Here is a 23927-nt window from a genome sequence, read left to right on the forward strand (position 1 = left end):
ACAGATGCCCCGATTCCTGAAGGATTTCTTCAATCGCAACGGCACCGGCATGGGTTTGGCGATTTTGGGTCTGGTCCTGTTCTGGACCATCGGCCTGATCATCCTGCCGCAGCTGTCGATGCTGGACTTCTCGTTCCGGCCGAACCTGCCACCGCCCGAGATTGGCGGCCCCAAGGACGTCTATACGCTGGAGAATTACAAATACCTGATCTATGGCCCGGAAGGGGGCAGTCAGGCCTATAACGCCGTCGATCTGCGGGTCTTCTTCCGCACGTTGCTGGCCGCCGTTTGCGTGACGATCTTCAACCTGATCCTGTGCTATCCGATCGCCTACTATCTGGGTCAGTCCAAGGGCAGCCATATCCGCATCTTTGCGATCATGCTGATTATCCCCTACTGGATCAACGAGATCCTGCGTGCCTTTGCCTTGCGCATCATCTTTGGGGAAACGGGCGTTCTGAACACCTTGTTCGTGAGTCTGGGCATCTGGGACACGCCGTTTGACTTCATCCGCAATGACATCGCGCTCTATGCCGGTCTGGGCTACGCCTATATCCTCTTGATGATCTTCCCGATCTACAACGTGATCGAAAGTCTCGATCACAACCAGATTGAGGCCGCACGCGATTTGGGCGCGCCCTGGTGGCGCATCCATTGGCGGGTCGTCATTCCCTATGCCAAGCCAGGCATAAGCTCGGGCTGCACCATGGTCTTCATGCTGAGCGCCGGGGCTCTGGCCGCGCCGCAGATTCTGGGTGGGCCGTCGTCTCTGTGGTTCACACAACTGATCTATCAGCAGTTCAACGACAACAATGACTGGCCGCAAGGCGCGGCCTACGCCATCGTGCTGTTGGTGACCTGTATCCTGTTCGTCCTGGCTGTGATGCGCCTGTTCAAGGTGAACATGGGGGATATCGGGAAATGAACACGTCCTTTCTCCGCATCAGCATCTGGGTCTATCTGGTCATCTTCTTCCTGTACCTGTTAGGCCCGCTGGTGATCATGTCGGTCACGGCGTTCAACTCATCCTCCTTTCCCAGGATGACCCCTTGGGAATGTCTGACCTTTCAGTGGTTCGGAGAACTGTTTCAGGACCAGCGCATCCTGAACGGCATCAAGAACTCGCTGATCATCGGGGCAGGGACGGTGGTTCTTTCGGTGGCGATGGGGCTGGCGGGCGCTTTGATGTTGACGCAGATCTGGCCCAAGCTGCGGGCGACCTATTATACGATCATCATCGCGCCGATCCTGATCCCGGGCGTTGTTCTGGGTATCTCGACTTTGGTGTTCTGGGACAGGATCAACCGGATGCTGGGCTTGGGCGCGGACAGTGTGCTGTCAAACGGAATATTCCTGACGGTGATCGGTCAGTCCACTTTTATCGCCAGCTATTGCATGCTGGTTCTTGTAGCGCGTCTGCAGCGCTACGATGTCGCCTTGACCGAAGCGGCACTGGATCTGGGCGCAACCCACGCACAAGCGTTCCGCAAAATTCTGTTGCCCTTTATGCGCCCGGCGATTGCTTCTGCGGCCGTACTTGCCTTCCTTGCGTCGTTCGAGAACTACAACACGACCACGTTCACATTCGGGGAATACCCGACACTGACGATCGAGCTGGCGCAAAAGGTGCGCTATGGCATCACCCCGTCAATCTCGGCGCTGGCCTTCATCATTGTTGCGCTTACGGTATTCTTCGCGCTGCTCAACGAAGCCAAATTGAAGCGGCAGGAGTTGGTAGCCGCCGCGCGCAAGAACGCGACGGTGGAAGAACTGGCCGGAAAGATCAAACTGCCCAGCTTCTTTGCCGGGAACATGGCTGCCGTTCTGGTGGTGGTATTTGCAGTGGCCACGATCACCGTGGTTGGCACGGCAACGGCCTATGACCCCGGTCAATGCATCGCGGATGTGCGCGAGCAGAAGCAACTTGAGGCCGAACAACGCATTCAGGAGCTGCGCAAACAGCGTGAAGAACGCCGTAAGCAGCGTGAGGCGGAAGAGGCCGAGCAGGGTGGTGCGCAAACCGCTCCGAGACCATCGAACAACAGCGGTTTTGGCGACGTGTTTGCACCCAACACGCTTGGTGGCGAAGAGGCTGAAGACGACGAGAGCTCGGACACAGAAAACCCGCCGTCGAACAACAGCGGGTTCGGAGGGGTGTTTGACCCCAACAGTCTGCAAAGCGATCCATCGTCGGACTAATTCAAGTTGCCACCGCCCGGACGGACCTTGTTCTGTTCGGGCGGCGTGCGCTCCAGAATCGCGACACCGCAGCCGTCGATAAAAACCCCGTTCCACGCAACCGGATCGGCGTTGTAGTTGATGATAAATGTGTGCGTGGCGGTCTCCCGCCGCCGCACGCCTTCCGGCATCGGATGAAGGGTCAGTCCTGTCTCCTGCGCCGCCATTGCGATGACGCGATCCCACAAGCCTTCATCCGGGACCCCTGCCAGATACCACAGGCCATCCCGACCTTTCAGGGCAGGAGGGCCATCCTCAAATCGCAACAGATCAGCGGCCTGACCCGATAGTCGATCAATCCAGTGCTGCGCTGATCCACCGCCCTTAACAGGACGCTGAATGTTCGGCGGCAGTGTCTCGACCAGATCCACATCGCAGTCCAACCCATCCAGACCGGGGCGTCCGGTTATCGGGATCTGGAAATCCCGTGTGATCGCGCCGCTGCGTGGACCTAGAATGGCCAGATCGCAGGCATCGGTCAGACGCTGTTCAAGATCACGGTCCACTGTCGCCAGACCCGGCGCGAGGATCACGGCATACCCATTGGACAGGTCATGTGGCGGAACAATATCCACCGAAAACCCTGCCCGTCGCAACGCGCGATAGGCAGAGAATACCAAACGGAAATAGTCGAATCCGGCCCCTTGCGGCTGCGTCGACCAGGCCCAATCCGAGGCATAGTCAAAAAGGATCGCGACCCGAGCCCTTTCTTGTCCAACTGGGCCAAGAGCTGTCAGTTCACTTGCGGTTTGTCGGGCTTCGGCCAGACCCGGCGCATCGCGGTTGTCGGGCGTCAGCAATCCTGCATGCATCTGTTCCTGCGCAAACGGGGCCTGTCGCCAGCGAAAATAGCTGACCACCTCGGCCCCATGCGCCACGGCCTCAAGCGACCAGAGACGCACCATGCCGGGCAGGGGGGCCGGGTTGTAGGGGGCCCAGTTCACCGGACCCGGTTGCTGTTCCATCACCCACCAGCGCCCCCGTCCAACGGCACGATAGAGATCGTGGTGGAACGCCTGCATGTCCGGATCACCCTGCTGCAGGAACCGTGTCTTGTGTTCCAGGTCATCCTCCAGCCGATCCGACAGGAAGCCAATCGGATAGCTGTCCCAGGTTGCGATCTCAAGGTCCGCGCCTACGGCGAAATGGTCGAAATCCAGCACCCGACCCATATAGTTATGCGACAGCGGCGCGTCGGTCAGCCTGCGCAATGTTTCGACCTGAGCCGCGTTGAACGCTACAACCTGATCCGAGCTAAAGCGTCGAAAGGCCAGAACATGCGCCGGATTCGGTTCGGTCACAGTCTGATTGGGCAGATCGATCTGATCGAAGCTGTCGTATTCCATAGACCAGAACACATTGCCCCACGCCGTATTCAACGCTTCGACGGTGCCATAGTGATCCGCCAGCCAGCGCCTGAACGCACCCGATGCCGAGGCGCTGAAACTCATCGTTGTGTCGTGACATCCGTATTCATTGTCGATCTGCCACGCGGCCACATGTGGATTGCGACCGTAGCGTTCGCCCATGATCCGTGCGATCCGCACGCAATCGTCAATGTATCCCTGATGACTGAAACAGTAGTGTCGGCGCGAGCCGAACTTGCGTGGTTGTCCTTGTGCATCAAGCGCCAGCATGTCCGGATGCCTGTCCAGCATCCAGCGCGGGGGTGTCGCCGTGGGCGTGCCCAGAACAACCTTCAGGCCTGCCGCGCCAAGCACCTCAATCGCCCGGTCCAGCCAATCGAAGTGCAGATCACCGGGGGAAGGCTCCAGTCGGCTCCAACTGAATTCACCGATGCGAACCCAGGTCAGGCCCGTTTCGACCATACGCGCTGCATCGTCGGCCCAAGCATTCTCGGGCCAGTGTTCGGGGTAATAGCAGACACCGAGTTCGGGGGTCATAGAAGGACTCTGTGTTCCGGTTGACCTTTCCCCGCGCCTTCTGCGGCAAAGGTCATTCCATTTGTAGGTTGGGTATTAAGTCGCTCGGCACTCAGCCCGTTCCGGGCCGTGGTGCAGAACAAGGTTGTAAAATCATTGCCGCCGAAGGCAGGGCAAGACGTTTGGCCGGCGTCAATTGCCACTGCCTGCAGGAACTGACCCGAAGGATCATAGGCAGCGACACGGCCGGCCCCCCATTGCGCGATCCAGATGTTTCCTGCGACATCAACCACCGCACCGTCCGGGTTCAGGACGTCTTGGTTGAGGTCCAGAAAAACAGCAGCATCGCCATCGGGCCAACCGGTTTCAGGGTTCAGGCCCCACCGCATGACCTTCCGGGATTTGGTATCTGCATAGTAGGCACACGCATGGTCCGGCGCGAAGCATATCGCGTTCGAGATGGTCACGTCTGGCACCAACCGACGCAACTCACCCTTCCAGAACCGGTAGATCGATCCGGCCCCGGTTTCGGCGTGTTTCCCCATGGTTCCGATCCAGAACCCGCCCCAGGGGTCGGCGCGCCCGTCATTCGAACGGGTGGTGGGATTGTCGGCTTCCAGCGGAACCACGAGAACTTTTTCACCTGAGATCAGCGAATACCGCCACAGCCCGGTTTCAGACGCGACCAAAAGGCTGTCATGATCCACCCAGCCTGCAGCCGAGACATGTTCGTCAAACACCCACTCTTTTTGCGCATCGCCTTCTCGGGTCATCAGACGTTTGCCGAGAATATCAAACCAGAACAATTGCCGCCGGTGAGGATGCCACAGCGGACCTTCACCCAACTCGCATGGGCGGTCGTCAAAAACAGTGCTCATCCGGCGGCCTCGTCATAGGCGGCGACAATGCGAATGGCGCGTTCGGAGACTTCGGGACCGCTCATATCTGGGCTGTACAAGGCAGACCCGATGCCAAAGCCATCCGCACTGGCTGCAATCCACTCGGCAAAGTTCTCTCGCCCGGCACCGCCGACGGCAAAGACCTGGGTGCCTTTGGGCAGGACTGCGCGCAAAGCCGACAATCCGGCAGGGCCCGCCAATGAGCCGGGGAACAGTTTCAAACCCGTGGCCCCGGCTTTAAGCGCGGTAAACGCCTCGGTCGGGGTGAAGACGCCCGGCCAGGATTGCAAGCCCAATTCGACACTGCGTTTGATGACGGTCTCGTCAACATTGGGGGAGACGATGAGTTTGCCGCCCACCTCCCGAACCGCCTCAACCTGTTCGGGGGTCAGAACGGTGCCAGCACCGATCAAGGCACGATCCCCAAATGTCTCGGCCAGGATTCCGATACTCGTCAGCGGTTCAGGCGAATTCAGCGGCACCTCGATGCGGTCAATTCCGGTCTCGATCAGTATACGGGCTACTGACACAGCTTCCGACGGCTGCAATCCACGCAGAATGGCGATGATGGGACGGCTCATGCGGTTTGCCTCGTCAGAGTTCGGGCCAGTGAAAGACCTGCCAGTGTTGACCTTTGTGCCTCTGCCATTTCAACAAAGGCTGCTTGTTGCTGCAGGGCCCGTGCATAGATTTGTGCGACTTCGTCAGCCCCGATCACAGCCAATTGCTGGCCCAGCCAGTAGGGCCGGGTTGCCGCCAGTTCTGCCCCGATCAACAGTCCGGATAACCGGGCGCGGGCGATTGCCCCGCCCTGATCCAGCAACAAATCCGCCGCGCGCAAGCCAAACAGACGACCTGCGAGATTTTCGGGCTTTGACAATGTATCAGCGACAGCCTCGGCAAAGGCCGTGTCATCCCAGCCGTCGCCGACTGAATGTTTCAGTACAGAGTGCCCGCGCAACAGTTCAAACAGCTCGCCGGTCATGAAAGTCCGAAAGCTGATAACCTCTCCTGCGCTGACCTGAACCCATTTCGTGTGTGTGCCGGGCAAGCACAAAACGCCATCCCAATTTTGTCGACCAGACAGAAACCCGGCGATCTGGGTCTCTTCACCCCGCATGACATCCGGAGGTGACACCTGTTTGAGCCCCGGCACCACAAAAGCACGAATGCGGGGATCGGTATCGGGCACGCGGATAGGAGCATTGGGGATCGGGGTCGAAGGGACAGCGGCGTAGGGGGCCTCGACCCAGCCTTGGCGTGCGCCAACCATGCCGCACGCAATCACGTCAATGGGCGCGTCGCCCAGCCAAGCCTCGATCAGGTCCAGAAGCGCGGTCTGGAAATCACCCCGCGCAACGCGTGCCATGCCTTGATCGCAATGCGCCTGATCCAGTACTGTATCCCCCTGCATGGCCCAGGCTCGAAGATGCGAAGTTCCCCAGTCGACGGCAATCCATTCAGTCTTCATAGCTTTATCCTGATACCACCACGCCGCCATCAACGGCCATGCATTGCCCGGTCATGGCCCGGCTGGCCTCGGACGCCAGAAACAGCGTTGGTGCGATCATGTCTTCGGGCGTCAGATGTTCTTTCAGGCATTGACGGTCCAAATGCGCGGCCAGATCCTCGGGCGTGGCCCACATATCCAACTGTTTCTGGGTCAGCACCCAGCCCGGTGCCAAAGCGTTTACCCTGATCTTCTGCGGACCCAGTTCCCGCGCCAATGACCGTGTCATGCCGGTGATACCGGCGTTCGAGGTGGTGTAGATCGGGTAGCCCGCATTGCCCATCATATAGCTGATCGAACTGAAATTGACGATCGCGCCACCTTTGCCCTGCATTTGTCGCGCAGCTTCCTGACAGGCAAAGTAATAGGCCTTGAGGTTGACCTCGATCATCCGGTCCCAGAAATCGGTCGTGGTTTCTTCCAGTGAGTGCCGCTGGTCATTGGCCGCATTGTTGATCAGGACATCCAATGGGCCGTTCGCTTCAGCCGCCTTTTGCATGGTGGCGTGCAGCAGTTCTGTGTCGGTCATGTCGCCTTGCATGAACAACGGCGCGCGACCGTGCTTGTCTTGCATCTCTTCGACAAATGCACTGGCATCCGAGCGTCCGATGAAGGCAACATTTGCACCTTGTGCCAGGAAGCCATCGGTCAGCGCCGCACCAACCCCCGAGCCGCCGCCGGTGATGTATACAGACGCTCCGTCTAGGTCGTGAAATGTGGCGGGTTGGGTCATCAGTGGCTCTCTCTGGTCACAAGGCGGGTGTCTTTACCGACAAGGAAGTCAAGGTCAGCCCCCTGATCGGCCTGTAGCACGTGGTCGATATACAGCTTGGCATAGCCGCGGGTATAGTGTGGATCGTCCGGTTGCCATGCGGCGCGGCGGGCGTCCAGTTCGGTTTCATCGACCAGCAATTCCATCTCGCCCTTGCTGGCCGAGATACGGATGCGGTCACCGGTTTTGACCAGCGCCAAGGTACCACCGGCCTGCGCCTCGGGGCTGACATGCAGGATGACGGTGCCATAGGCGGTGCCCGACATGCGCGCGTCGGAGATCCGGATCATGTCGCGCACGCCGTCCTTGACCAACTTGGCCGGGATCGGCATGTTTCCAACCTCGGGCATGCCAGGATAGCCTTTGGGGCCACAGCCCTTGAGCACCAGAATGGTATCGGGCGTGACCGGCAGGTCGTCGCGGTCGATATTGGCTTTCAGGTCTTCGATGTTTTCGAACACGTAGGCCTCGGCTTCGGTTTCCAGCAGTGAATCGGTTGCAGCCGAGGGTTTCACGATGGCCCCATTCGGTGCCAGATTGCCACGCAGCACACGCAGGCCCGCGGCAGGTTTCACCGGGTCGTTGAAGGGGCGGATGACGTCTGGGTTAAAGCACTCGGCGCCTTCATAGTGGGCCGATATGTCCTTGTTCAGCACCGTTTTGGCCGGGCGCAGGAAGGGTTTGAGTTCATTCAGAACCACGGGTACGCCGCCCGCGTAACAGAAATCCTCCATCAGGTATTTCCCTGACGGCATGCAGTTCACCAGCAGGGGGATTTCTGATCCGATCTCAAAATCCTTGAGCGTCAGATCAACACCAACCCGGCCCGCCAGCGCCAACAGGTGTACAACCGCATTTGTCGATCCACCCACAGCCGCATTCGCAAGGATGGCGTTTTCGAACGCTTCTTTGGTCAGAATGTCCGAGGGTTTCAGATCTTCATCCACCATCTCGACGATCCGCTTGCCGGTCAGATGCGCCAATGCCATGCGTCGGGCATCAACGGCGGGCAGGGCGGCGTTGGTGGGCAGGGACATGCCCATCGCCTCGACCAGCGAGGCCATGGTGCTGGCGGTGCCCATGGTCATGCAGACACCGGCGCTGCGCGACATCCCGGATTCGGCGTTCATGAAATCCTGCAGCGTCATTTCTCCGGCGCGGACCGCTTCGGAAAACTTCCACACATCCGTACCCGAGCCGATATCCTGCCCGCGATATTTGCCATTCAGCATCGGGCCTGAACTGACCACGATCGAGGGTAGATCGACCGAGGCTGCCCCCATCAGCTGCCCCGGTGTGGTCTTGTCGCACCCGCCCAGCAGAACAACGCCATCTATGCCATAGGCGCGGATAGATTCCTCGACATCCATGGCAAGAAGGTTGCGGAACAGCATAGCAGTGGGCTTCATCTGGGTTTCGCCCAGCGACATGACCGGGAACTCGACCGGAAAGCCCCCTGCCTCCCACACGCCGCGTTTGACGCCTTCGGCCAGATCACGCAGGCCCGAGTTGCAGGGCGTCAGCTCAGACCATGTGTTGCAGATACCGACAATGGGGCGGCCGTCAAAGGCGTGATCGGGAAAGCCCTGGTTTTTCATCCACGACCTGTGAATGAACCCGTCCTTGTCGAGCTTACCGTACCAATGCTGCGAGCGGCGTTTCTTTGTCATTGGCTGGGGCCTTTCAAGCGGCTTTTGCAGGTTTGCACCAGTCCGGCAACCAATCGGCATGGGCGGTCAGCAGGTCGGTGACAAGGCTGCGGATTTGCCGCAGGTCCAGTTCAGCGGCGGTGTGCGGATCCATCATGGCAGCGTGATAGATGTGCTCGGGGTTTTGCTCAACCAGCGCACGCACGGTCAGTTCCTGAACATTGATCTGTGTCCGCATCAGTGCGATCAGCTGAGGCGGAATATCCGTGACGACCGACGGCTGAACGCCATTTGCATCTACCAGGCACGGCGTTTCAACGACAGCACCCAAGGGCAGCTGCGGTATCTGGCCCGTATTGGGCAGATTGCCATACGCCGCATAGGCGGTATCGGTGACGACTGCGTTCATTAGGTCAGCCGCGAACTCGTGGCTGCGGCTTACTTCAATGTCACGGCCGTTGGTAAGGGTCTTGGCCTGCTCTTTCCAATTGGCGACCTGCTCGACACAGCGTGTTGGGTACTCATCAAGTGGAATACTGAACTGGTCGATCAAGTCCTCGCGACCATCTTTGATAAACCATGGAACATATTCCGCAAAATGCTCAGAGCTTTCGGTGCAGAAATAGCCCAAATGATCCATAACCTCGTACCGAACCTTGTTTGGGCAGCGAGGCATCAACAAAGGCGGCTTGGGCAGTCGTCCACTTTGATAACCCTGACGCAAGGTTGGGTAGAGATCGCGCCCGCCGTGTTCCAACTTCAAAAAGAATGCGACGTGATTGATCCCTGCAACCTTGTATCGAAACTCGTCCTTAGGCAGGTCCAGATCATGGGCCAGTTCCTCAACCGTGTTTTGCACCGAATGGCACAGGCCCACATGTTTCAGGTTGGGGAAGCGCTCGGCCAATGCCCATGTGTTGATCGCCATCGGGTTGACGTATTGCAGCAACGTGGCATTCGGGCAGAGCTGCATCATGTCCTGTGCAACATCCCACAGAACGGGAACCGTACGCAGACCCCGCATAATCCCGCCGACACCCATCGTGTCCGCAATCGTTTGACGCAAGCCATACTGTTTGGGAATTTCGAAGTCTGTCACAGTGCAAGGTTTGTAGCCGCCAATTTGAAACGCGGTGATCACAAAATCTGCACCGTCGAGCGCGGCCCGGCGATCAGTGTGAGTGGACACCGTTGCGGCAGTTCCGACCGAGCGGATCATGGCCCGAGCTACGGTCTCGCTTTCCGCAAGGCGCACCGGATCTATGTCCATCAACGCGAAATGGCTGTTGGCCAGCGCAGGGGTCAGCAGTGCGTCGCCCACGATGTTTTGCATGAAAATCGTGGAACCCGCACCAATAAAGGTGATTCTGGTCATGTAGCGAACTCCGGTTCGAAGTTATTTTACGGCACCGAGGGTCAGGCCCGCGATGAAGTGTTTCTGCATCAGGAAAAACATGGCCACCGGCGGCAGGGCCGCGACGATGGAACCGGCACTCATCAACTGGTAGGCGGCGCGAAATTGCGCGTTGAAACTGGTGATCCCGGCAGTCACCGGTTGGCTTTCGGCCCCTTGGGTCAGGACCACCGCCCAGAAATAATCGTTCCAGATGAAGGTAAAGATCAGCACGCTGAGCGCCGCAATCGCAGGCTTCATCAGCGGCAGGACAACATACCAAAAGATGCGCCATTCGCTGATGCCTTCGACCCGCGCGGCCTCGATCAGTTCAAAGGGCAGGGCGCGGATAAAGTTGCGCATAAACAGGGTGCAGAACCCGGTTTGGAACGCGATGTGGAACAGGACGAGACCGGTTTTGGTGTTGTAGAGGCCCAACTCCAGCGTCAAGTCGCGCACGGGCACCATGAGGATCTGGAACGGCACGAAGTTGCCCGCCACGAACAGGAAGAAGATCCAAAGGTTGGACCGGAACTTGTATATCCCCAACGCGAACCCGGTCATGCTGCTGAGCGCGACGCACCCGATAACCGTGGGAACGGTGATCAGGAAGGAATTCATCAGATAGCGTGGCATGTCCGAGTTGAAGAACACCTGCCCATAGTTGAACGCGCCCTCAAAGCTGGACGGCATCCCCCAGTAATTGGCATTGGTGAAATCCGCGGCTGGTTTGACCGAGAACAGCGCGACGGCCAGCAACGGCCCCAACCATAGCAGCAAGGCCAATGGCAGCATGGCCTGATAGGTGATCTGCGCGGCGCGGGGTTGTTTTTCGATAGGTTTGGGAAACATCTCAGTGCCCCCTTTCTTCGCGGTACATAGACCACAGGAAATAAGCGATAAAACATAGCATGATCAGGAAAAGGATCACCGCGATGGCGGCACCATATCCCATGCGGAAGCCGTATTCGGACAGCGCGACCTCAAACATGTAATAGGCCAGCACGCGCGACGATCCGAACGGCCCGCCCTGGGTCATGATCGAGATCAGGTCAAAGCTGCGCAGCGCGCCGATGATGGTCACGACAAAAGCGATGAAAGTGGCGGGGCGCAGTTGCGGCAGAATGATATGCCACAGCATCCGCCCGCCTTTGGCGCCGTCCAGCCGCCCGGCCTCGATCTGTTCGGGGTCCACGGCGTTCAGGCCGGTCAGGTAAAGGATCATGCAATAAGCTGTCTGCGGCCAGAGACCGGCAAAGATGATGCCATAGGTCACGAAACGTTCGTCGCCCAGCACGTTCAGCGGTCCCATCCCGAAGAAACCGAGAAATTCATTCAGCAGGCCGAATGTGGGGTCGTAAAACCACGTGAATACCAGGCCGACGACGACCTGAGAAATCACGAAAGGAAAGAAGAACAGGGACTTATACAGGCGGATGCCCCAGACCGTCTGGTTCAGAAACAGCGCGATGAACAGACCCGCCGGAATTGCAGCCAGATAGAGCAGCAGCCAGATCAGGTTGTTTTTGAGCGAGATGTAAAACGCATCGCGGTCGACCCATTCCCAGTACAGGTCTTCATAATTGCGAAAGCCGACATATTCGGCGGCCCCCAGACCGTCCCATTCGTAAAGTGACAGGTTGAAAGACTGAAAGACCGGAATGATCACATAGACCATGAAGAACAGCAGACCCGGCGCCAAAAACAGCCAGGGTGCTATCCGTTGCTGGTTGCGGTGGAACCAGCTTTCCTGTTCGTGGGTGTCGACGGCGGTCATGGGCGTCCCCGGTTCTGGTAAGCGGAGTAAGGCAGGTTGCACCCGCCTTACGCAGGTTGTGGTGCAGGACGGGCGCTGCCCGTCCTGACCGGCTTAGTTGTCGTAGATACGCTGACGCGCGCGTTCCAGCTTGGCCAGAATACGGTCAGCATTGTCGGGCTTGACCATGAATTCCTGGAAACCTTCCATCGACGCTTTGGCCATTTCAGCCGGTGCGTCGCGATCCCAGAACTGGGCCACGCCGCCGGGGCTGTTGGTGGACAGCATTTCAAAGCCCTGCTGCAGGAACTTGTCATTGTCCACCGAGGATTGCGCGTTGACCGGCAACTGCCCGAGGTTTGCGCCGTTGTTGATCTCGGTTTGCTCATCCGGGGACACAACAAAGCGCAGGAACTCGCGTGCGGCTTCTTTGTTCGATGCGTTTGCCGGGATGTGGAACGTATCAGTCGGCGCATCCTCGGCCAGTTCGACATCGGGGTTGATGGCAACAAACTGGTAGAAGTCCAGCTGATCATCGGTCAGGCCCGCCTCACGCAGCGGGGCCACAGCAAAGTTGCCCATCAGATAGGCGGTGGCTTCGCCATTGACCATGAAGGGCAGGGCTTCTTGCCAGCTATAGGTCTGGTGGTTGTCGATGAACGCGCCCATGTCGATCAACTGTTTCCAGTTCGCAAAGGTCTGCTTGACCCGGTCGTCCTCCCAGCTGATTTCGCCATTGGCAAGTTGGTTGTGGAAGTCATAACCGTTGGTGCGCATGTTCAGGTAGTCGAACCAGCCACCTGCGGTCCACAGGAACTTGGTGCCGATGGTATAGCAAGCGCGACCGGAATCGACGATTTTCTGGCAATTCGCCAGCTCTTCTTCCCAGGTGGTGGGCTCACTCAGGCCCAACTCATCAAAGATGTCTTTGCGATAATAGACGCCCCACTGATAATAGGTATAGGGAACGCCCCACTGTTTACCATCAATGGTCATCGCGCCCTTGGTTGAACCCAGGTTATCTGCAATCGCAGGCTCGGCCCACAGATCGGATACGTCTTCGAAGAGACCGGCCTCGACATAGGGCTTCATCCGGTTTGCCGCGTACCATGTGGCCACATCCGGAGTATCCGCCGTCAGAAAGTTGCGAATCTGGGTCTTGTAGGCTTCGCGGTCAATCACGGTGGTTTCAATCTCGAGCCCCGGGTGCTGGGCCGCAAACCGCTCGATCATCGCTTCCATTGTCGCACGTGGCGCCGGGTTCGATGTATCGAGGAAAATCCGCAGCTCGCCGGTCAGCTCTGCCGCAACAGGTGCGGCAAGTGCCACACTGGCCGCCAAAGCCGCCGCAGTGCGCTTGAACATGGAATGCATAGTTTCCTCCCTTAAGCTTCCATTTTTTGCTTTCGCAGGTTCCAAATAATGAAACCATGTTTTATATATTGAAAACTACACATCAACTCGGTTAGTCTTGTCAAGACCCTCGTGAGGAAGGCGGCGGTCAAAACGGAGGAGACAAGACGCTCGTGGCTGGTGACGGAACAATCGGCAAAGCATGTGATGTGCTGGACCAGGTGGCGTCGTTTGGACGTCCCGTCCGGTTTGCAGAGCTGTTGGAACACAGCGACTTTCCCAAGGCTACACTGTACAGGTTCCTCCAGTCTCTGACCAATCAGGGCATGCTGTCTTACGAACCTGAACGCCAGACATACACGCCCGGCCTCAGACTTGTCCGATTGGCGCATACGGCATGGACGCAAAGTTCGTTGGCACCGATTGCTCGGCCTTTTCTGGACGCGTTGAGTGCCGAAACCGGTGAGACGGTGCACCTCGCGCAGCTCGATTCCAGTCAGGTGCTGTATGTCGACAAGCGTAACGCCGCCCAACCGATCGAGATGTATTCACAGGCCGGCAAGGTCGGCCCGGCCTATTGCACTGGCGTTGGCAAGGCGATGATGGCCTTTCTGGACGCGGCGGCCCTGGATCGCGCCGTCTCGCAACAAAGCTATCACCGATTCACCGACAAGACCCTAAGCTCTGAAGCAGCGCTGCGCGCCGACCTGGATCTGATCCGCAGTCGGGGCTACGCCATTGATGACGAGGAACATGAACCCGGCATTATCTGCGTCGCCTGTCCGATTCTGACTTCGGGCGGTCGCATGCTGGGGGCAATTTCGGTAACCGGATCAACTGAACGGATGGATTTCAAACAATTAGAAGCCTGGGTTCCCCGGGTTCGGCGTGTCGCCGAACAGATCGGGGCCGAGGCACAGGCGTGGCGGTTCCCCGAGACCCGCCCGAACACTCTGGACAACAGGATGCAAGGGACATGACAGGTGTAACTCTGAACCAGGCGATCAAACGATATGGCCAAACGCAGGTCATTCACGGCATTGATCTGCAGATCGAAGATGGCGAATTCTGTGTATTCGTGGGCCCGTCGGGCTGCGGTAAATCCACCTTGCTGCGGATGATTGCAGGGCTAGAGGAGACGTCACAGGGCGAGATTCATATCGGCAACCGTGATGTTACACATATGGACCCGGCCAAACGCGGCGTGGCGATGGTGTTCCAGACCTATGCTCTGTACCCGCATATGTCCGTGGCCGAGAATATGGGCTTTGGACTGCGAATGAACGGTGTGCCCAAAGGGGAAATCGACCAAAAAGTGCAGGAAGCGTCGAACATCCTGAAGCTGGATCAGTACCTGAAACGAAAGCCCAAGGCCCTGTCCGGTGGTCAGCGTCAGCGTGTCGCCATTGGGCGTGCAATCGTGCGTGGGCCTGAGGTTTTCCTGTTCGACGAACCGCTCTCGAACCTCGATGCAGAATTGCGGGTGGAAATGCGGGTCGAGATTGCGCGTCTGCATCAGGAAATCGGAGCGACGATGATCTATGTGACCCACGATCAGGTCGAAGCCATGACCATGGCGGATAAGATCGTCGTTTTGCGCGACGGCCGGATCGAGCAGGTGGGCGCCCCGATGGACCTGTATCGCGATCCCGACAACCGATTCGTGGCCGGATTCATCGGCTCACCTGCCATGAACTTTCTGGAGTGCGACTATGCCGACGGTCACGTGACGCACCAGGCACTCAGCAATCCTTTGCCAGTTTCAGCGTCTGTCCCGTCCGGTTTGTCCAAGGTGACGTTGGGCATGCGACCCGAACATATCCAGATCGACCGCTCTGCCGAAACCTGTACCGTGGACCTGACCGAAGCGCTGGGTGGTGTGTCCTATTCTTATTTGCTGACGCCGAATGGTGACAAACTGATTGTTGAAGAACGCGACGACCAGCGCAGTACCATGGGTGAGCGTATAGGTATCTCGGTTCAACCTGAACGCGCGATGGTGTTCGACCCCGAGACGGGGCAACGGTTTCGCTAGTCGCACGAACCCGACCAACCCGAAAGCGCGGTGATGCATCTTGCGCACCGACTCGATCGTTGCGTGTTGATCCAATCGGCTGAGATCGGCGAAGCAATCGGCGTGTAGTGTGATCGGTGAGGGCACCAGATTACCCCAAGACCGTGCCGTACCGTCCAGCCATAGGACATATCATGCGTAGTACCAAAACCCTCCACGTCATCTCTGCCCATGCAGAAGGCGAGGTGGGCGACGTCATCGTTGGAGGTGTGCAACCGCCACCCGGAGAAACTCTCTGGGATCAGCGCTCATTTGTTGCCCGGGATCAAACCTTGCGCAATTTCGTGCTGAATGAGCCGCGCGGAGGCGTGTTCCGCCATGTCAACCTGCTGGTCCCGCCAAAAAACCCAAAAGCAGACGCCGCCTTTATCATCATGGAGCCCGAAGACACACCGCCTATGTCCGGTTCTAACGCGATTTGCGTTTCGACCGTACTTTTGGATAGCGGAATTGTTCCGATGCAAGAGCCGGAAACCCGGTTGACGCTAGAGGCTCCGGGCGGGTTGGTGCATGTCCGGGCTGACTGCCGAAACGGGAAGGCCGAGCGTATCCATGTACAGAACCTTCCCAGTTTTGCCGAGAAAATTGCCGTTCCTCTTGAGGTGGCAGGTATCGGCACTTTGATTGTGGACACTGCATATGGTGGCGACAGCTTTGTGGTGGTCGATGCCGCCGCGCTCGGGATTGAGATCGTCGAGTCCGAGGCCCGCGACATCGCGCGTTTGGGTGTGGCAATCACCAATGCCGCCAATGATCAGCTTGGCTTTTCCCATCCTCAGAATCCTGACTGGACCCATATCTCGTTCTGCGCATTTTGCGGACCTCTTGAGAGCACCGAAACCGGCCTGACCGGAAAATCTGCGGTTGCGATACAGCCCGGCAAAGTTGACCGGTCGCCAACGGGAACTGCGGTTTCGGCGCGTATGGCGCTGATGGCCGCAAAAGGCCAGATGACGGTTGGGCAGTCTTTCGAAGCGGTCTCGATCATCGGATCGCGCTTTACCGGTCGGATCGTAGAAGGCACCCGGGTGGGAGATCGCCCGGCCATCATCCCAGAGATCAGCGGTCGCGGTTGGATAACCGGGATTCATCAGCACATGCTGGACCCAGACGACCCATGGCCCGGCGGATACCGGCTGAGTGATACATGGGGTGTTTGAGGCAAACACCGCACAATAAACACGCCAATTCCCGATTTTTCCTGAACCGTGTCAATTTGCGCCCCCACTAGACGATTGATCCCAAAGCCAACCTGATTTAAGGGAGGCCCTGTCAAAACAGAGTCACCTAGGGGCGATATCCTGAAAACGCCCCTCCCGCGCCACGATGATGTGGCCCAAACTCTTGGATCGTTCGCCCCGAAAGGCTTAAAAAAGGTAAAAGAATATGGCAGATAAATCGAACTTCGACATATTGTATACCATTGTAGACGAAGCGCCCGAACTGGCCAGCGCCTCGTTTCTGCCCATCATTCGCAAGTTCGCCTCGGCAGCGGGCGTCAGCGTTGGCACCAAGGATATTTCGCTGGCGGGCCGCATCCTTGCGACCTTTCCGGAAAACCTGACGGACGCACAGCGTATCACCGATGATTTGGCCGCACTTGGGGGTCTTGTAAAAACACCCGAGGCCAACGTGATCAAACTGCCGAACATCTCGGCCTCTGTTCCGCAGCTGGTGGCTGCCATCGAAGAGCTGCAGTCACAGGGTTATGACATTCCGAACTACCCCGAGGAGCCCTCGAGCGACGAGGAAAAGGCGATCCGCGCCCGCTACGATGCCATCAAGGGTTCAGCCGTTAATCCGGTTCTGCGTGAAGGCAACAGCGACCGTCGCGCTGCGCGGGCCGTCAAGAACTTTGCTCAGAAGAACCCGCACTCGATGGGTGAATGGGCCGCCGACAGCAAGACCAAGGTGTCCTCGATGTCGGGTGATGATTTTTACGCCAATGAGAAATCGGCGACGATCACCGCCTCTCAGACAGGCGATGCAAAGATCGAATTTGTTGCCAAAGATGGCAGCGTAACCGTTCTCAAAGACGCCTGGCCTCTGGCCGAAGGTACCGTTGCGGACGCGACCTTCATGTCGGTCAAAGCGCTGTCGGCCTTCTTGGCAGAAGCCATCGAAGACACCAAGTCAGACGGCACTATGTTCTCGCTTCATATGAAAGCGACCATGATGAAAGTGTCTGACCCGATCATCTTTGGCTATGCTGTCAAAGCGTGGTTGGCCCCGGTGTTCGAAGCGTTCGGTGCCGAGTTGGAAGCACTGGGCGTGAACCCGAATTCAGGTCTGGGTGACCTGCTGGAACGCGTCAAGGACAACGCTGATATTGTGGCTGCCATCGATGCGCTGAAAGGCGATCGTCCGTCCATGTATATGGTTGATAGCGACAAGGGCATCACAAACCTGCATGTGCCGTCTGATGTGATCATCGACGCCTCGATGCCTGCCGTGATCCGCGCAGGCGGCAAGGGTTGGGACGAAACCGGTGCGAAAGGTGACACCAACTGCGTGATCCCAGACCGTTGCTATGCAGGTGTCTATGACGAAAGCATCAACTTCTTCAAAGCCAATGGCGCACTGAACCCAGCAACCGCCGGTGCCGTGGCAAATGTCGGCCTGATGGCACAAAAAGCCGAAGAATACGGGTCACATCCAACCACTTTCGAAGCCCCTGCAGATGGCGTCATCCGCATTGTGTTGGCAAGTGGCGATGTCCTTCTGTCGCATGAGGTCGAAGCAGGCGACATTTGGCGTGCCTGCACTGTCAAGAAAGCACCGATCGAGAACTGGATCCAGTTGGCTCTTGACCGCCAGCGCCTGACCGGGTCCGAAGCGATCTTTTGGCTGGACGCAAACCGGGCCCACGATGCCGAGTTAATCAATTACGTTAAGCCCGCGTTGGAAGACGCTGGAGTAGCAGGGAAATTCCTGATCCTGGCCCCGCGCGAAGCTACGCTACAATCCTTGAAAACGATCACCGCGGGTAGCGACTCGATCGCTATCACCGGCAACGTTCTGCGCGACTACCTGACCGATCTGTTCCCGATCCTTGAACTGGGCACCTCGGCCAAGATGCTGTCCATCGTTAAACTGATGAACGGCGGGGGCCTTTTCGAAACCGGCGCTGGTGGATCGGCTCCGAAACACGTGCAGCAGTTGGTCGAGGAAAACCACCTGCGCTGGGACTCGATGGGTGAGTTCTGCGCGTTGGGTGAGTCGCTGAACTTCCTGGCCGACAGCACGGGCAACGCCAAGGCAGGTGTTCTGGGTGCCGCAGCCGAAGCAGCGACACAAGGCATTCTGGACAACAACAAATCGCCAAGCCGAAAAGTTGGCCAACCGGATAACCGCGACAGTCACTACTGGTTCGCGCGGTATTGGGCCGAAGCGCTGGCTGCGCAATCGGACGATGCCGAGTTGGCCGCCGAATTCGCACCGGTTGCAAAAGAATTGGCGGACAAAGAAGCGCAGATCCTGGGTGAACTGGCGGCTGCACAAGGGGGTCCTGCGGATCTGGGTGGCTACTATCACACCGATCCAGCCAAAACCGCCGCCGTCATGCGCCCCAGTGCCACATTGAACGCCATCATCGGCTAGCACTCAGGCCCGCGCCGACCGGCGCGGGCCACTTTGCGTTCTTCGCGCCAGACCTCATTCCTTGGGATAGAACTTTCTATTTTCTCAGTATCTTCCGCGAAATCAAAAAATTCAGCGTCATTCCGGCCAGTGTCGCGATAGCCAATGCAATTGCCGGCCATCGCGCAGCAACCTCTGAGACATGGATCACGACGAAGAACGTTGAGAAATTGGTTACCAGACCGATTTGCATCCCGGCGAGATAACTCAGAAACTCGACGACGGTTGGCGCTGTCTGGGTTTGAAAGGTCAGGGTCCGGTTAAAATACCAGGTGAACGTGACCGCAGCCAGGATGGACAGGCTGCGGGATAAAAGCAAACCGGCACCGAGCGCACTCACTCCGGTGAACACACCCAGATCCACCAGAAAAGCCAGCCCGCCAACAACAGAAAACATCAAGATGTGCCGAAATGTGCTGTCAGCTGACACGCCAATCCTCATGCCTTTGGTCTGTCACACCTTGTACTTGATTGGACCAAAAGGGAAAGGGCGTTTCAGCAGCTATTTTTACCGCTCGGCGAATTGGCCGGGCGGCTGACCGAGGTATCAGGCAGGCCAAAATTCAGAATTTTTCTCTTAAAAAATAGACACCTATGCAAAAACCGATGCAACCTACGGGATTCCCCTAGTTCTCGGCCTCTGCGTTGTTTGATAGTGTTGCGAGGACAAAGAATTCAACCGGTGGGGCCGTGTGGCCCATCACTCACTCGGAAAAAATGGCCAGCATTTGGGGTGCTGGCCATTTGCATTTCTACGACGGGGCATTCTGCAATGTCATGAAGGTTGCGCGCTCAGACCCTCGATCGGCAATTTGCGCGGGTAGGGGTCACCCCGTTTGTAAGAACCTGCCGCAGTGAACAGCACATCGGTGGATGAATTCAAACCTGTTTCCGCCGAATCCTGCAACACGCCAACGATAAAGCCGATGCTGACAACCTGCATTGCAACCGCGTTGTCGATACCGAACAGACTTGCGGCCATCGGAATCAACAGCAGCGACCCACCGGCAACGCCCGACGCGCCGGTTGCTGCAAGAGCGGCGATCACACTAAGAAGCAATGCGGATAGAAAGTCGACCTCGATACCCATGGTATGCACGGCAGCCAATGTCATCACCGTGATCGTGATTGCGGCCCCGCCCATGTTGATCGTTGCGCCAATCGGGACCGTGACCGAGTAGGTTTCTTCATCCAATCCCATGCGGCGGCAAAGCTCCATGTTGACCGGGATGTTGGCGGCTGAACTGCGCATGAAGAAGGCTGTGATCCCCGACTCTCTGAGGCAGGTGAAAACCAGCGGATAGGGGTTCCGACCGATCCGCAGGAAAACGATCAACGGATTGACCACCAGCGCCATGAACAGCATGCATCCGATGAGAACTGCCAATAGATTGGCGTAGCTCAGAAGGGTTTCGAACCCGGTCTCGGCAATGGTAGATGCGACAATGCCAAAGATCCCGATCGGAGCGATCCGAATGATCGCCCCCACGATCTTGGTGATGGCCGTGTCCAGATCAGACATCAGGGATTTGGTGGTGTCGCCTGCGTGGCGAAACACCAGCCCCAAGCCGATAGCCCAGGCCAGAATTCCGATGTAGTTGGCTTGTGCGACGGCATTTACCGGGTTGTCCACGATTTTCAGAAGGATGTTCCGGATGACCTCGCCCAGTCCATCCGGAGCCTGCATAAGGTCTGGTGTTCCGGTCAGATGCAGTGAGACCGGAAACAGAAAACTTGCCGCGACTGCAACCAGCGCGGCGGCAAAGGTGCCCAGAATATACAGCAGCACCACAGGACCCATCCGAGCCTCGCTGTCTTTCTTGTGGTTGGTAATCGCAGCGCAGACCAGAATCAGCACCAGAACGGGTGCCACGGCCTTTAGCGCATCAACGAAGAAATCGCCCAACAGACCCGCAGTCTGCCCGGCAGCAGGCCAGATCAGGGCCAACAGCACACCGGCGGTCAAGCCGATGATGATTTGAGTGACAAGACTACCTCGCAATATGAAATTCATCGGAACTATCCTGTTTGATTGAGGCCGGTCGGGCATGGGGTACCCGGAAGGCGATGAGAAACATGCAAGAACAGACAAAACATGGGCGGAGGAAATAGATTTTGAACGCGTTGAGCAGGTTGAAGACATTAAGGTGTCAAGGCGATTTTGGTCGCCTAACCTGACCGGTTTGGCGTTTAGTTTTCAAAGAGGATCGCAGTTAAAGGGATTGATTTTTAAGATGTTTATCAGATGTTTATGTCTAGAAGCGGAACTTTCTACTCATCGCGCACCACCCTCGCAGCCGAGAGCCAAAAACTCATAATCCAATAGTGGAGATTGCATTAAGAGTACTTAACCACGACGTTTTCACGCTGCGTCAGGTTATTCAGGTGTTTTACAGCAAGACTGCCCGAAGCACATCCTAAATAGGCTGAATATGCGCGGCACAACCCTTTGCCGGCGTTCAACCAACCGCTAGTGTTTTCACACACAGTTGGTCATCTCAACTCATATTCGAAGGACAGGTATATGACAGAAACGGGCGCACCGTCTGATCGGGTTGAGAGGTTGTCGCGTGTCGTACATCCCGGCCTATTGGATGCCGCCATCGATCCGAACCTACTTATTGTTCTGATCCTCGCCAATATGATGAGCGATCGACTTTGGCATATCCGAGATCAGATTTTGACGCGGGCAGGGGATGCACATTCGGCACAGATCACGGAACAGATGCTGCAGTTCATTGATCATCATTTTACCCACGACTTCCCCATGGGCACCGCCGAACGTGTCGGAGTTATGGATCTTCGGGACGAACGAGACCGGTTGGGTGCAGCTGCGGTGACCCAAATCAAACACCAGCTCTGGCGGCATGTCACACGTCGGAGGGCTGACGGCCTCTTGACGCCTGCTCTGGATATCTTTCCCGTTCTCGAACGGGATCAATTGCCAGTTTACACCTACTCAACGATCGATGGTCTGCACGCCATGTCTCGGGTTCTGGGGCACAAGAAACATAGGCCGATGGGCGTGACTGTCTGCGCGGATGAGGCAACGCTGACCACAGCGCTGGCCTGTATCCTGCACGGAATCTCTGTCGCGGATGCGTTCATCATCGGATCGCCCGGGCACTATTCGACTTTCTTGCAGAAGGATGGTCAGTGCTTCTGGTGCAATGGCAAGCCAGAGTTTTTCGATCAGGCCCGTTGGCACGCTTTGACGACCGGGTCAGAGGCCGCCGATCCAATAGCTGAGTTTGACCGCCGCGTCCCCTATGCGGACCGTTTCATCACACTTTTCGGCTCGTTGATTCTGGGCGGCATCAGCTCCATCCCCGCCGAAGAACTGCAACGGTTCGAAGTGGAATGTACGGCGTTCTTCGGAGCTCAATTGCCGCCTTTCTACACGTTGCATCAAGAGAAAACAGTTTTTGGAGCCAGTCAGGCCAATCGACAGCAGTTGCTAAGACTGGACAATCTGGAAAACGCCGCCGCCATACGCAAGGAAATCAGTCAGTTGGCCAACGAGGCCACAGTTTTCGACCAAGCGTTCTATTGCTACCGGGACATTCATGTCGCTACCCCTGCCGCCTATCTGGCGAATGCGATCCGAGGACCGAAACTGCGAAAACGCGCTGAAACCATCGACGGAGTAGGTTCGGCCCTGCATGCGGCTGCGCAGATCTCGGGAACGACCAGTATATTTGGATGTCGAGATCGGGTTGCTGTCGCAGATGAGGTACTTCTTTTCGATACAGGCGACGATGTGGATCGGGGTTTATTGTTACTGGCTTTGTTGCTGGCATCTCCGTGTGTTGATCCAAACACCAAAAGCGTTTTGCGTTTGACCGTGACGGACAAGAGCAGCTTTTTATCTACCTCCGACACAGTGCTGGATATCGGCATGGGTGACACTGTAGAAGCTGTATGCGGTAGGGTCTGGATGGAGCTGTCTCAATCGGCGTTGCGCGACGGGTAGGGGCGTTCCACCAAGGAGGTTCGTGCCGAGAATGTCCTGGCCCCGCCAGAGACCTTGAGATAAGTGAATTCGGTCTACCAACGGTGGTCGGTTGGTCTTGTCGTTGAAAACACCAGTTGCGGACAAAACCACCTAACTTGGGCAGGTGATCAGCTCGCTGGGCCAGAGATCGCGATAGACCAACCAAAGTTACTGTTCTGTGTCACGCGCACGGCCAGCCAACTTTTTCCGGGAAAACTCGCTTTCTTGTGGAGCAAGACCATAGTCTTTTTCTCAAACACAGTTTTGGATATGCGGTTCCAAATCCGTGATGGGTCTTCGACTCTCAAGTGCTTCGGGGCCACCGACTATGTTTTTGTCAAACCTGCGGTCAAAACTGGTACTGGAGACACACAACTTTTCAATGCGTGTATGGTCGGCGAACGTGATTGTTCGACCAGTCAAATTATTGCCGGCTTCTCGGATGCAGCACGTGCATTAAGTCAAAAACAACTGGCGAGCGACAGACAACTCATTCACTGTTCCGATTTGTTCCTGGGCAGCATGCATCCGATGCGCCTGCCTAGAGGGCTGATCACGCTTTTTGAGGAATGAGTTCTCAAGCATCCGCTTGGCGACAACCGCCTTCAACCTGGCAGATTCAGGCAGTGGTTCCTTGACAACGGGCGTTGGTCGCTTCTTGCTTTGTCGCCTGCCAGACGAGCTTATTCTGCTTCTCCTCCGTTGAAGCGGCCCGCCGTTGTGTTTGAGAATAAGGAGGACTCAGGGCGGGAAGGTATAAGCCTGAG

The 23927-nt window shown here is 57.2% G+C and carries 20 protein-coding genes; 8 read left to right on the top strand and 12 right to left on the bottom strand.

The window, feature by feature from the left end; translation table 11 throughout:
• Positions 1-4: 4 nt before the first annotated feature.
• Positions 5-925 (top strand): ABC transporter permease, encoded by a 921-nt coding sequence (locus tag ACR0L4_RS08485; RefSeq protein ID WP_480512122.1) that lies wholly within the window; start codon positions 5-7, stop codon positions 923-925.
• Positions 922-2199, top strand: coding sequence for an ABC transporter permease (locus ACR0L4_RS08490; RefSeq protein ID WP_480512124.1), 1278 nt, complete (start codon positions 922-924; stop codon positions 2197-2199). Before ACR0L4_RS08485 ends, ACR0L4_RS08490 begins: the two co-directional genes overlap by 4 nt.
• Here the strand turns inward: ACR0L4_RS08490 and ACR0L4_RS08495 are convergent.
• The 10 genes from ACR0L4_RS08495 to ACR0L4_RS08540 form a co-directional block, all read right to left on the bottom strand.
• Positions 2196-4142, bottom strand: a complete 1947-nt coding sequence (locus ACR0L4_RS08495) for a beta-galactosidase (protein WP_480512126.1) — start codon at positions 4140-4142, stop codon at positions 2196-2198. The genes ACR0L4_RS08490 and ACR0L4_RS08495 overlap by 4 nt on opposite strands.
• Positions 4139-4999: an SMP-30/gluconolactonase/LRE family protein gene (locus tag ACR0L4_RS08500; protein ID WP_480512128.1), complete on the bottom strand. Its 861-nt coding sequence runs from the start codon at positions 4997-4999 to the stop codon at positions 4139-4141. The genes ACR0L4_RS08495 and ACR0L4_RS08500 overlap by 4 nt, the downstream gene beginning before the upstream one ends.
• Positions 4996-5601 (bottom strand): 2-dehydro-3-deoxy-6-phosphogalactonate aldolase, encoded by a 606-nt coding sequence (locus ACR0L4_RS08505; protein ID WP_480512130.1) that lies wholly within the window; start codon positions 5599-5601, stop codon positions 4996-4998. The genes ACR0L4_RS08500 and ACR0L4_RS08505 overlap by 4 nt, the downstream gene beginning before the upstream one ends.
• Complete coding sequence (locus ACR0L4_RS08510) at positions 5598-6491, bottom strand: 2-dehydro-3-deoxygalactonokinase (RefSeq protein WP_480512132.1); 894 nt, start codon at positions 6489-6491, stop codon at positions 5598-5600. Before ACR0L4_RS08510 ends, ACR0L4_RS08505 begins: the two co-directional genes overlap by 4 nt.
• A 4-nt stretch (positions 6492-6495) precedes the next feature.
• Positions 6496-7263: an SDR family NAD(P)-dependent oxidoreductase gene (locus ACR0L4_RS08515; protein ID WP_480512134.1), complete on the bottom strand. Its 768-nt coding sequence runs from the start codon at positions 7261-7263 to the stop codon at positions 6496-6498.
• Positions 7263-8972 (bottom strand): IlvD/Edd family dehydratase, encoded by a 1710-nt coding sequence (locus ACR0L4_RS08520; protein ID WP_170749387.1) that lies wholly within the window; start codon positions 8970-8972, stop codon positions 7263-7265. Before ACR0L4_RS08520 ends, ACR0L4_RS08515 begins: the two co-directional genes overlap by 1 nt.
• Positions 8973-8985: 13 nt before the next feature.
• The gene (gene melA, locus ACR0L4_RS08525; RefSeq protein WP_170749386.1) at positions 8986-10326 is read right to left on the bottom strand and encodes an alpha-glucosidase/alpha-galactosidase; all 1341 of its coding nucleotides are present in this window, start codon (positions 10324-10326) and stop codon (positions 8986-8988) included.
• A gap of 21 nt (positions 10327-10347) precedes the next feature.
• A complete protein-coding gene (locus ACR0L4_RS08530; RefSeq protein ID WP_170749385.1) occupies positions 10348-11196 on the bottom strand; it encodes a carbohydrate ABC transporter permease in 849 nt (282 codons plus the stop codon).
• Position 11197: 1 nt separating this feature from the next.
• A complete protein-coding gene (locus ACR0L4_RS08535) occupies positions 11198-12121 on the bottom strand; it encodes a carbohydrate ABC transporter permease (protein ID WP_170749384.1) in 924 nt (307 codons plus the stop codon).
• A 93-nt stretch (positions 12122-12214) separates the two neighbouring features.
• Entirely contained in the window at positions 12215-13474 is a 1260-nt protein-coding gene (locus tag ACR0L4_RS08540) for an ABC transporter substrate-binding protein (RefSeq protein ID WP_170749383.1), read from the bottom strand.
• 152 nt (positions 13475-13626) lie between these two features.
• Here ACR0L4_RS08540 and ACR0L4_RS08545 point away from each other — a divergent pair, with 152 nt between their 5' ends.
• The 4 genes from ACR0L4_RS08545 (at position 13627) to ACR0L4_RS08560 (ending at position 19127) form a co-directional block, all read left to right on the top strand.
• Positions 13627-14433, top strand: a complete 807-nt coding sequence (locus ACR0L4_RS08545; protein WP_480512138.1) for an IclR family transcriptional regulator — start codon at positions 13627-13629, stop codon at positions 14431-14433.
• Positions 14430-15488 (top strand): sn-glycerol-3-phosphate ABC transporter ATP-binding protein UgpC, encoded by a 1059-nt coding sequence (locus ACR0L4_RS08550; RefSeq protein WP_170749381.1) that lies wholly within the window; start codon positions 14430-14432, stop codon positions 15486-15488. The genes ACR0L4_RS08545 and ACR0L4_RS08550 overlap by 4 nt, the downstream gene beginning before the upstream one ends.
• A 173-nt stretch (positions 15489-15661) precedes the next feature.
• Entirely contained in the window at positions 15662-16687 is a 1026-nt protein-coding gene (locus tag ACR0L4_RS08555; RefSeq protein ID WP_480512139.1) for a trans-3-hydroxy-L-proline dehydratase, read from the top strand.
• A 226-nt stretch (positions 16688-16913) separates the two neighbouring features.
• Positions 16914-19127 carry an NADP-dependent isocitrate dehydrogenase gene (locus tag ACR0L4_RS08560; protein WP_480512140.1) on the top strand — a complete coding sequence of 738 codons (2214 nt, stop codon included), beginning with the start codon at positions 16914-16916 and terminating at the stop codon, positions 19125-19127.
• Between the two features lie 76 nt (positions 19128-19203).
• Here the strand turns inward: ACR0L4_RS08560 and ACR0L4_RS08565 are convergent, their stop codons facing one another.
• Together ACR0L4_RS08565 and sstT are read right to left on the bottom strand one after the other, a co-directional pair.
• Complete coding sequence (locus tag ACR0L4_RS08565) at positions 19204-19596, bottom strand: GtrA family protein (protein WP_480512142.1); 393 nt, start codon at positions 19594-19596, stop codon at positions 19204-19206.
• 345 nt (positions 19597-19941) lie between these two features.
• Positions 19942-21180: a serine/threonine transporter SstT gene (gene sstT / locus ACR0L4_RS08570; RefSeq protein ID WP_480512144.1), complete on the bottom strand. Its 1239-nt coding sequence runs from the start codon at positions 21178-21180 to the stop codon at positions 19942-19944.
• A 510-nt stretch (positions 21181-21690) separates the two neighbouring features.
• On the opposite strand from sstT, the gene ACR0L4_RS08575 reads away from it, so the two are divergent.
• Both ACR0L4_RS08575 and ACR0L4_RS08580 read left to right on the top strand, forming a co-directional pair.
• Positions 21691-23139, top strand: a complete 1449-nt coding sequence (locus tag ACR0L4_RS08575) for a hypothetical protein (protein WP_480512146.1) — start codon at positions 21691-21693, stop codon at positions 23137-23139.
• 63 nt (positions 23140-23202) lie between these two features.
• Complete coding sequence (locus ACR0L4_RS08580; RefSeq protein WP_480512148.1) at positions 23203-23733, top strand: hypothetical protein; 531 nt, start codon at positions 23203-23205, stop codon at positions 23731-23733.
• Positions 23734-23927 lie beyond the last annotated feature (194 nt).

The organism is Ruegeria sp. AB5 (assembly GCF_056542645.1).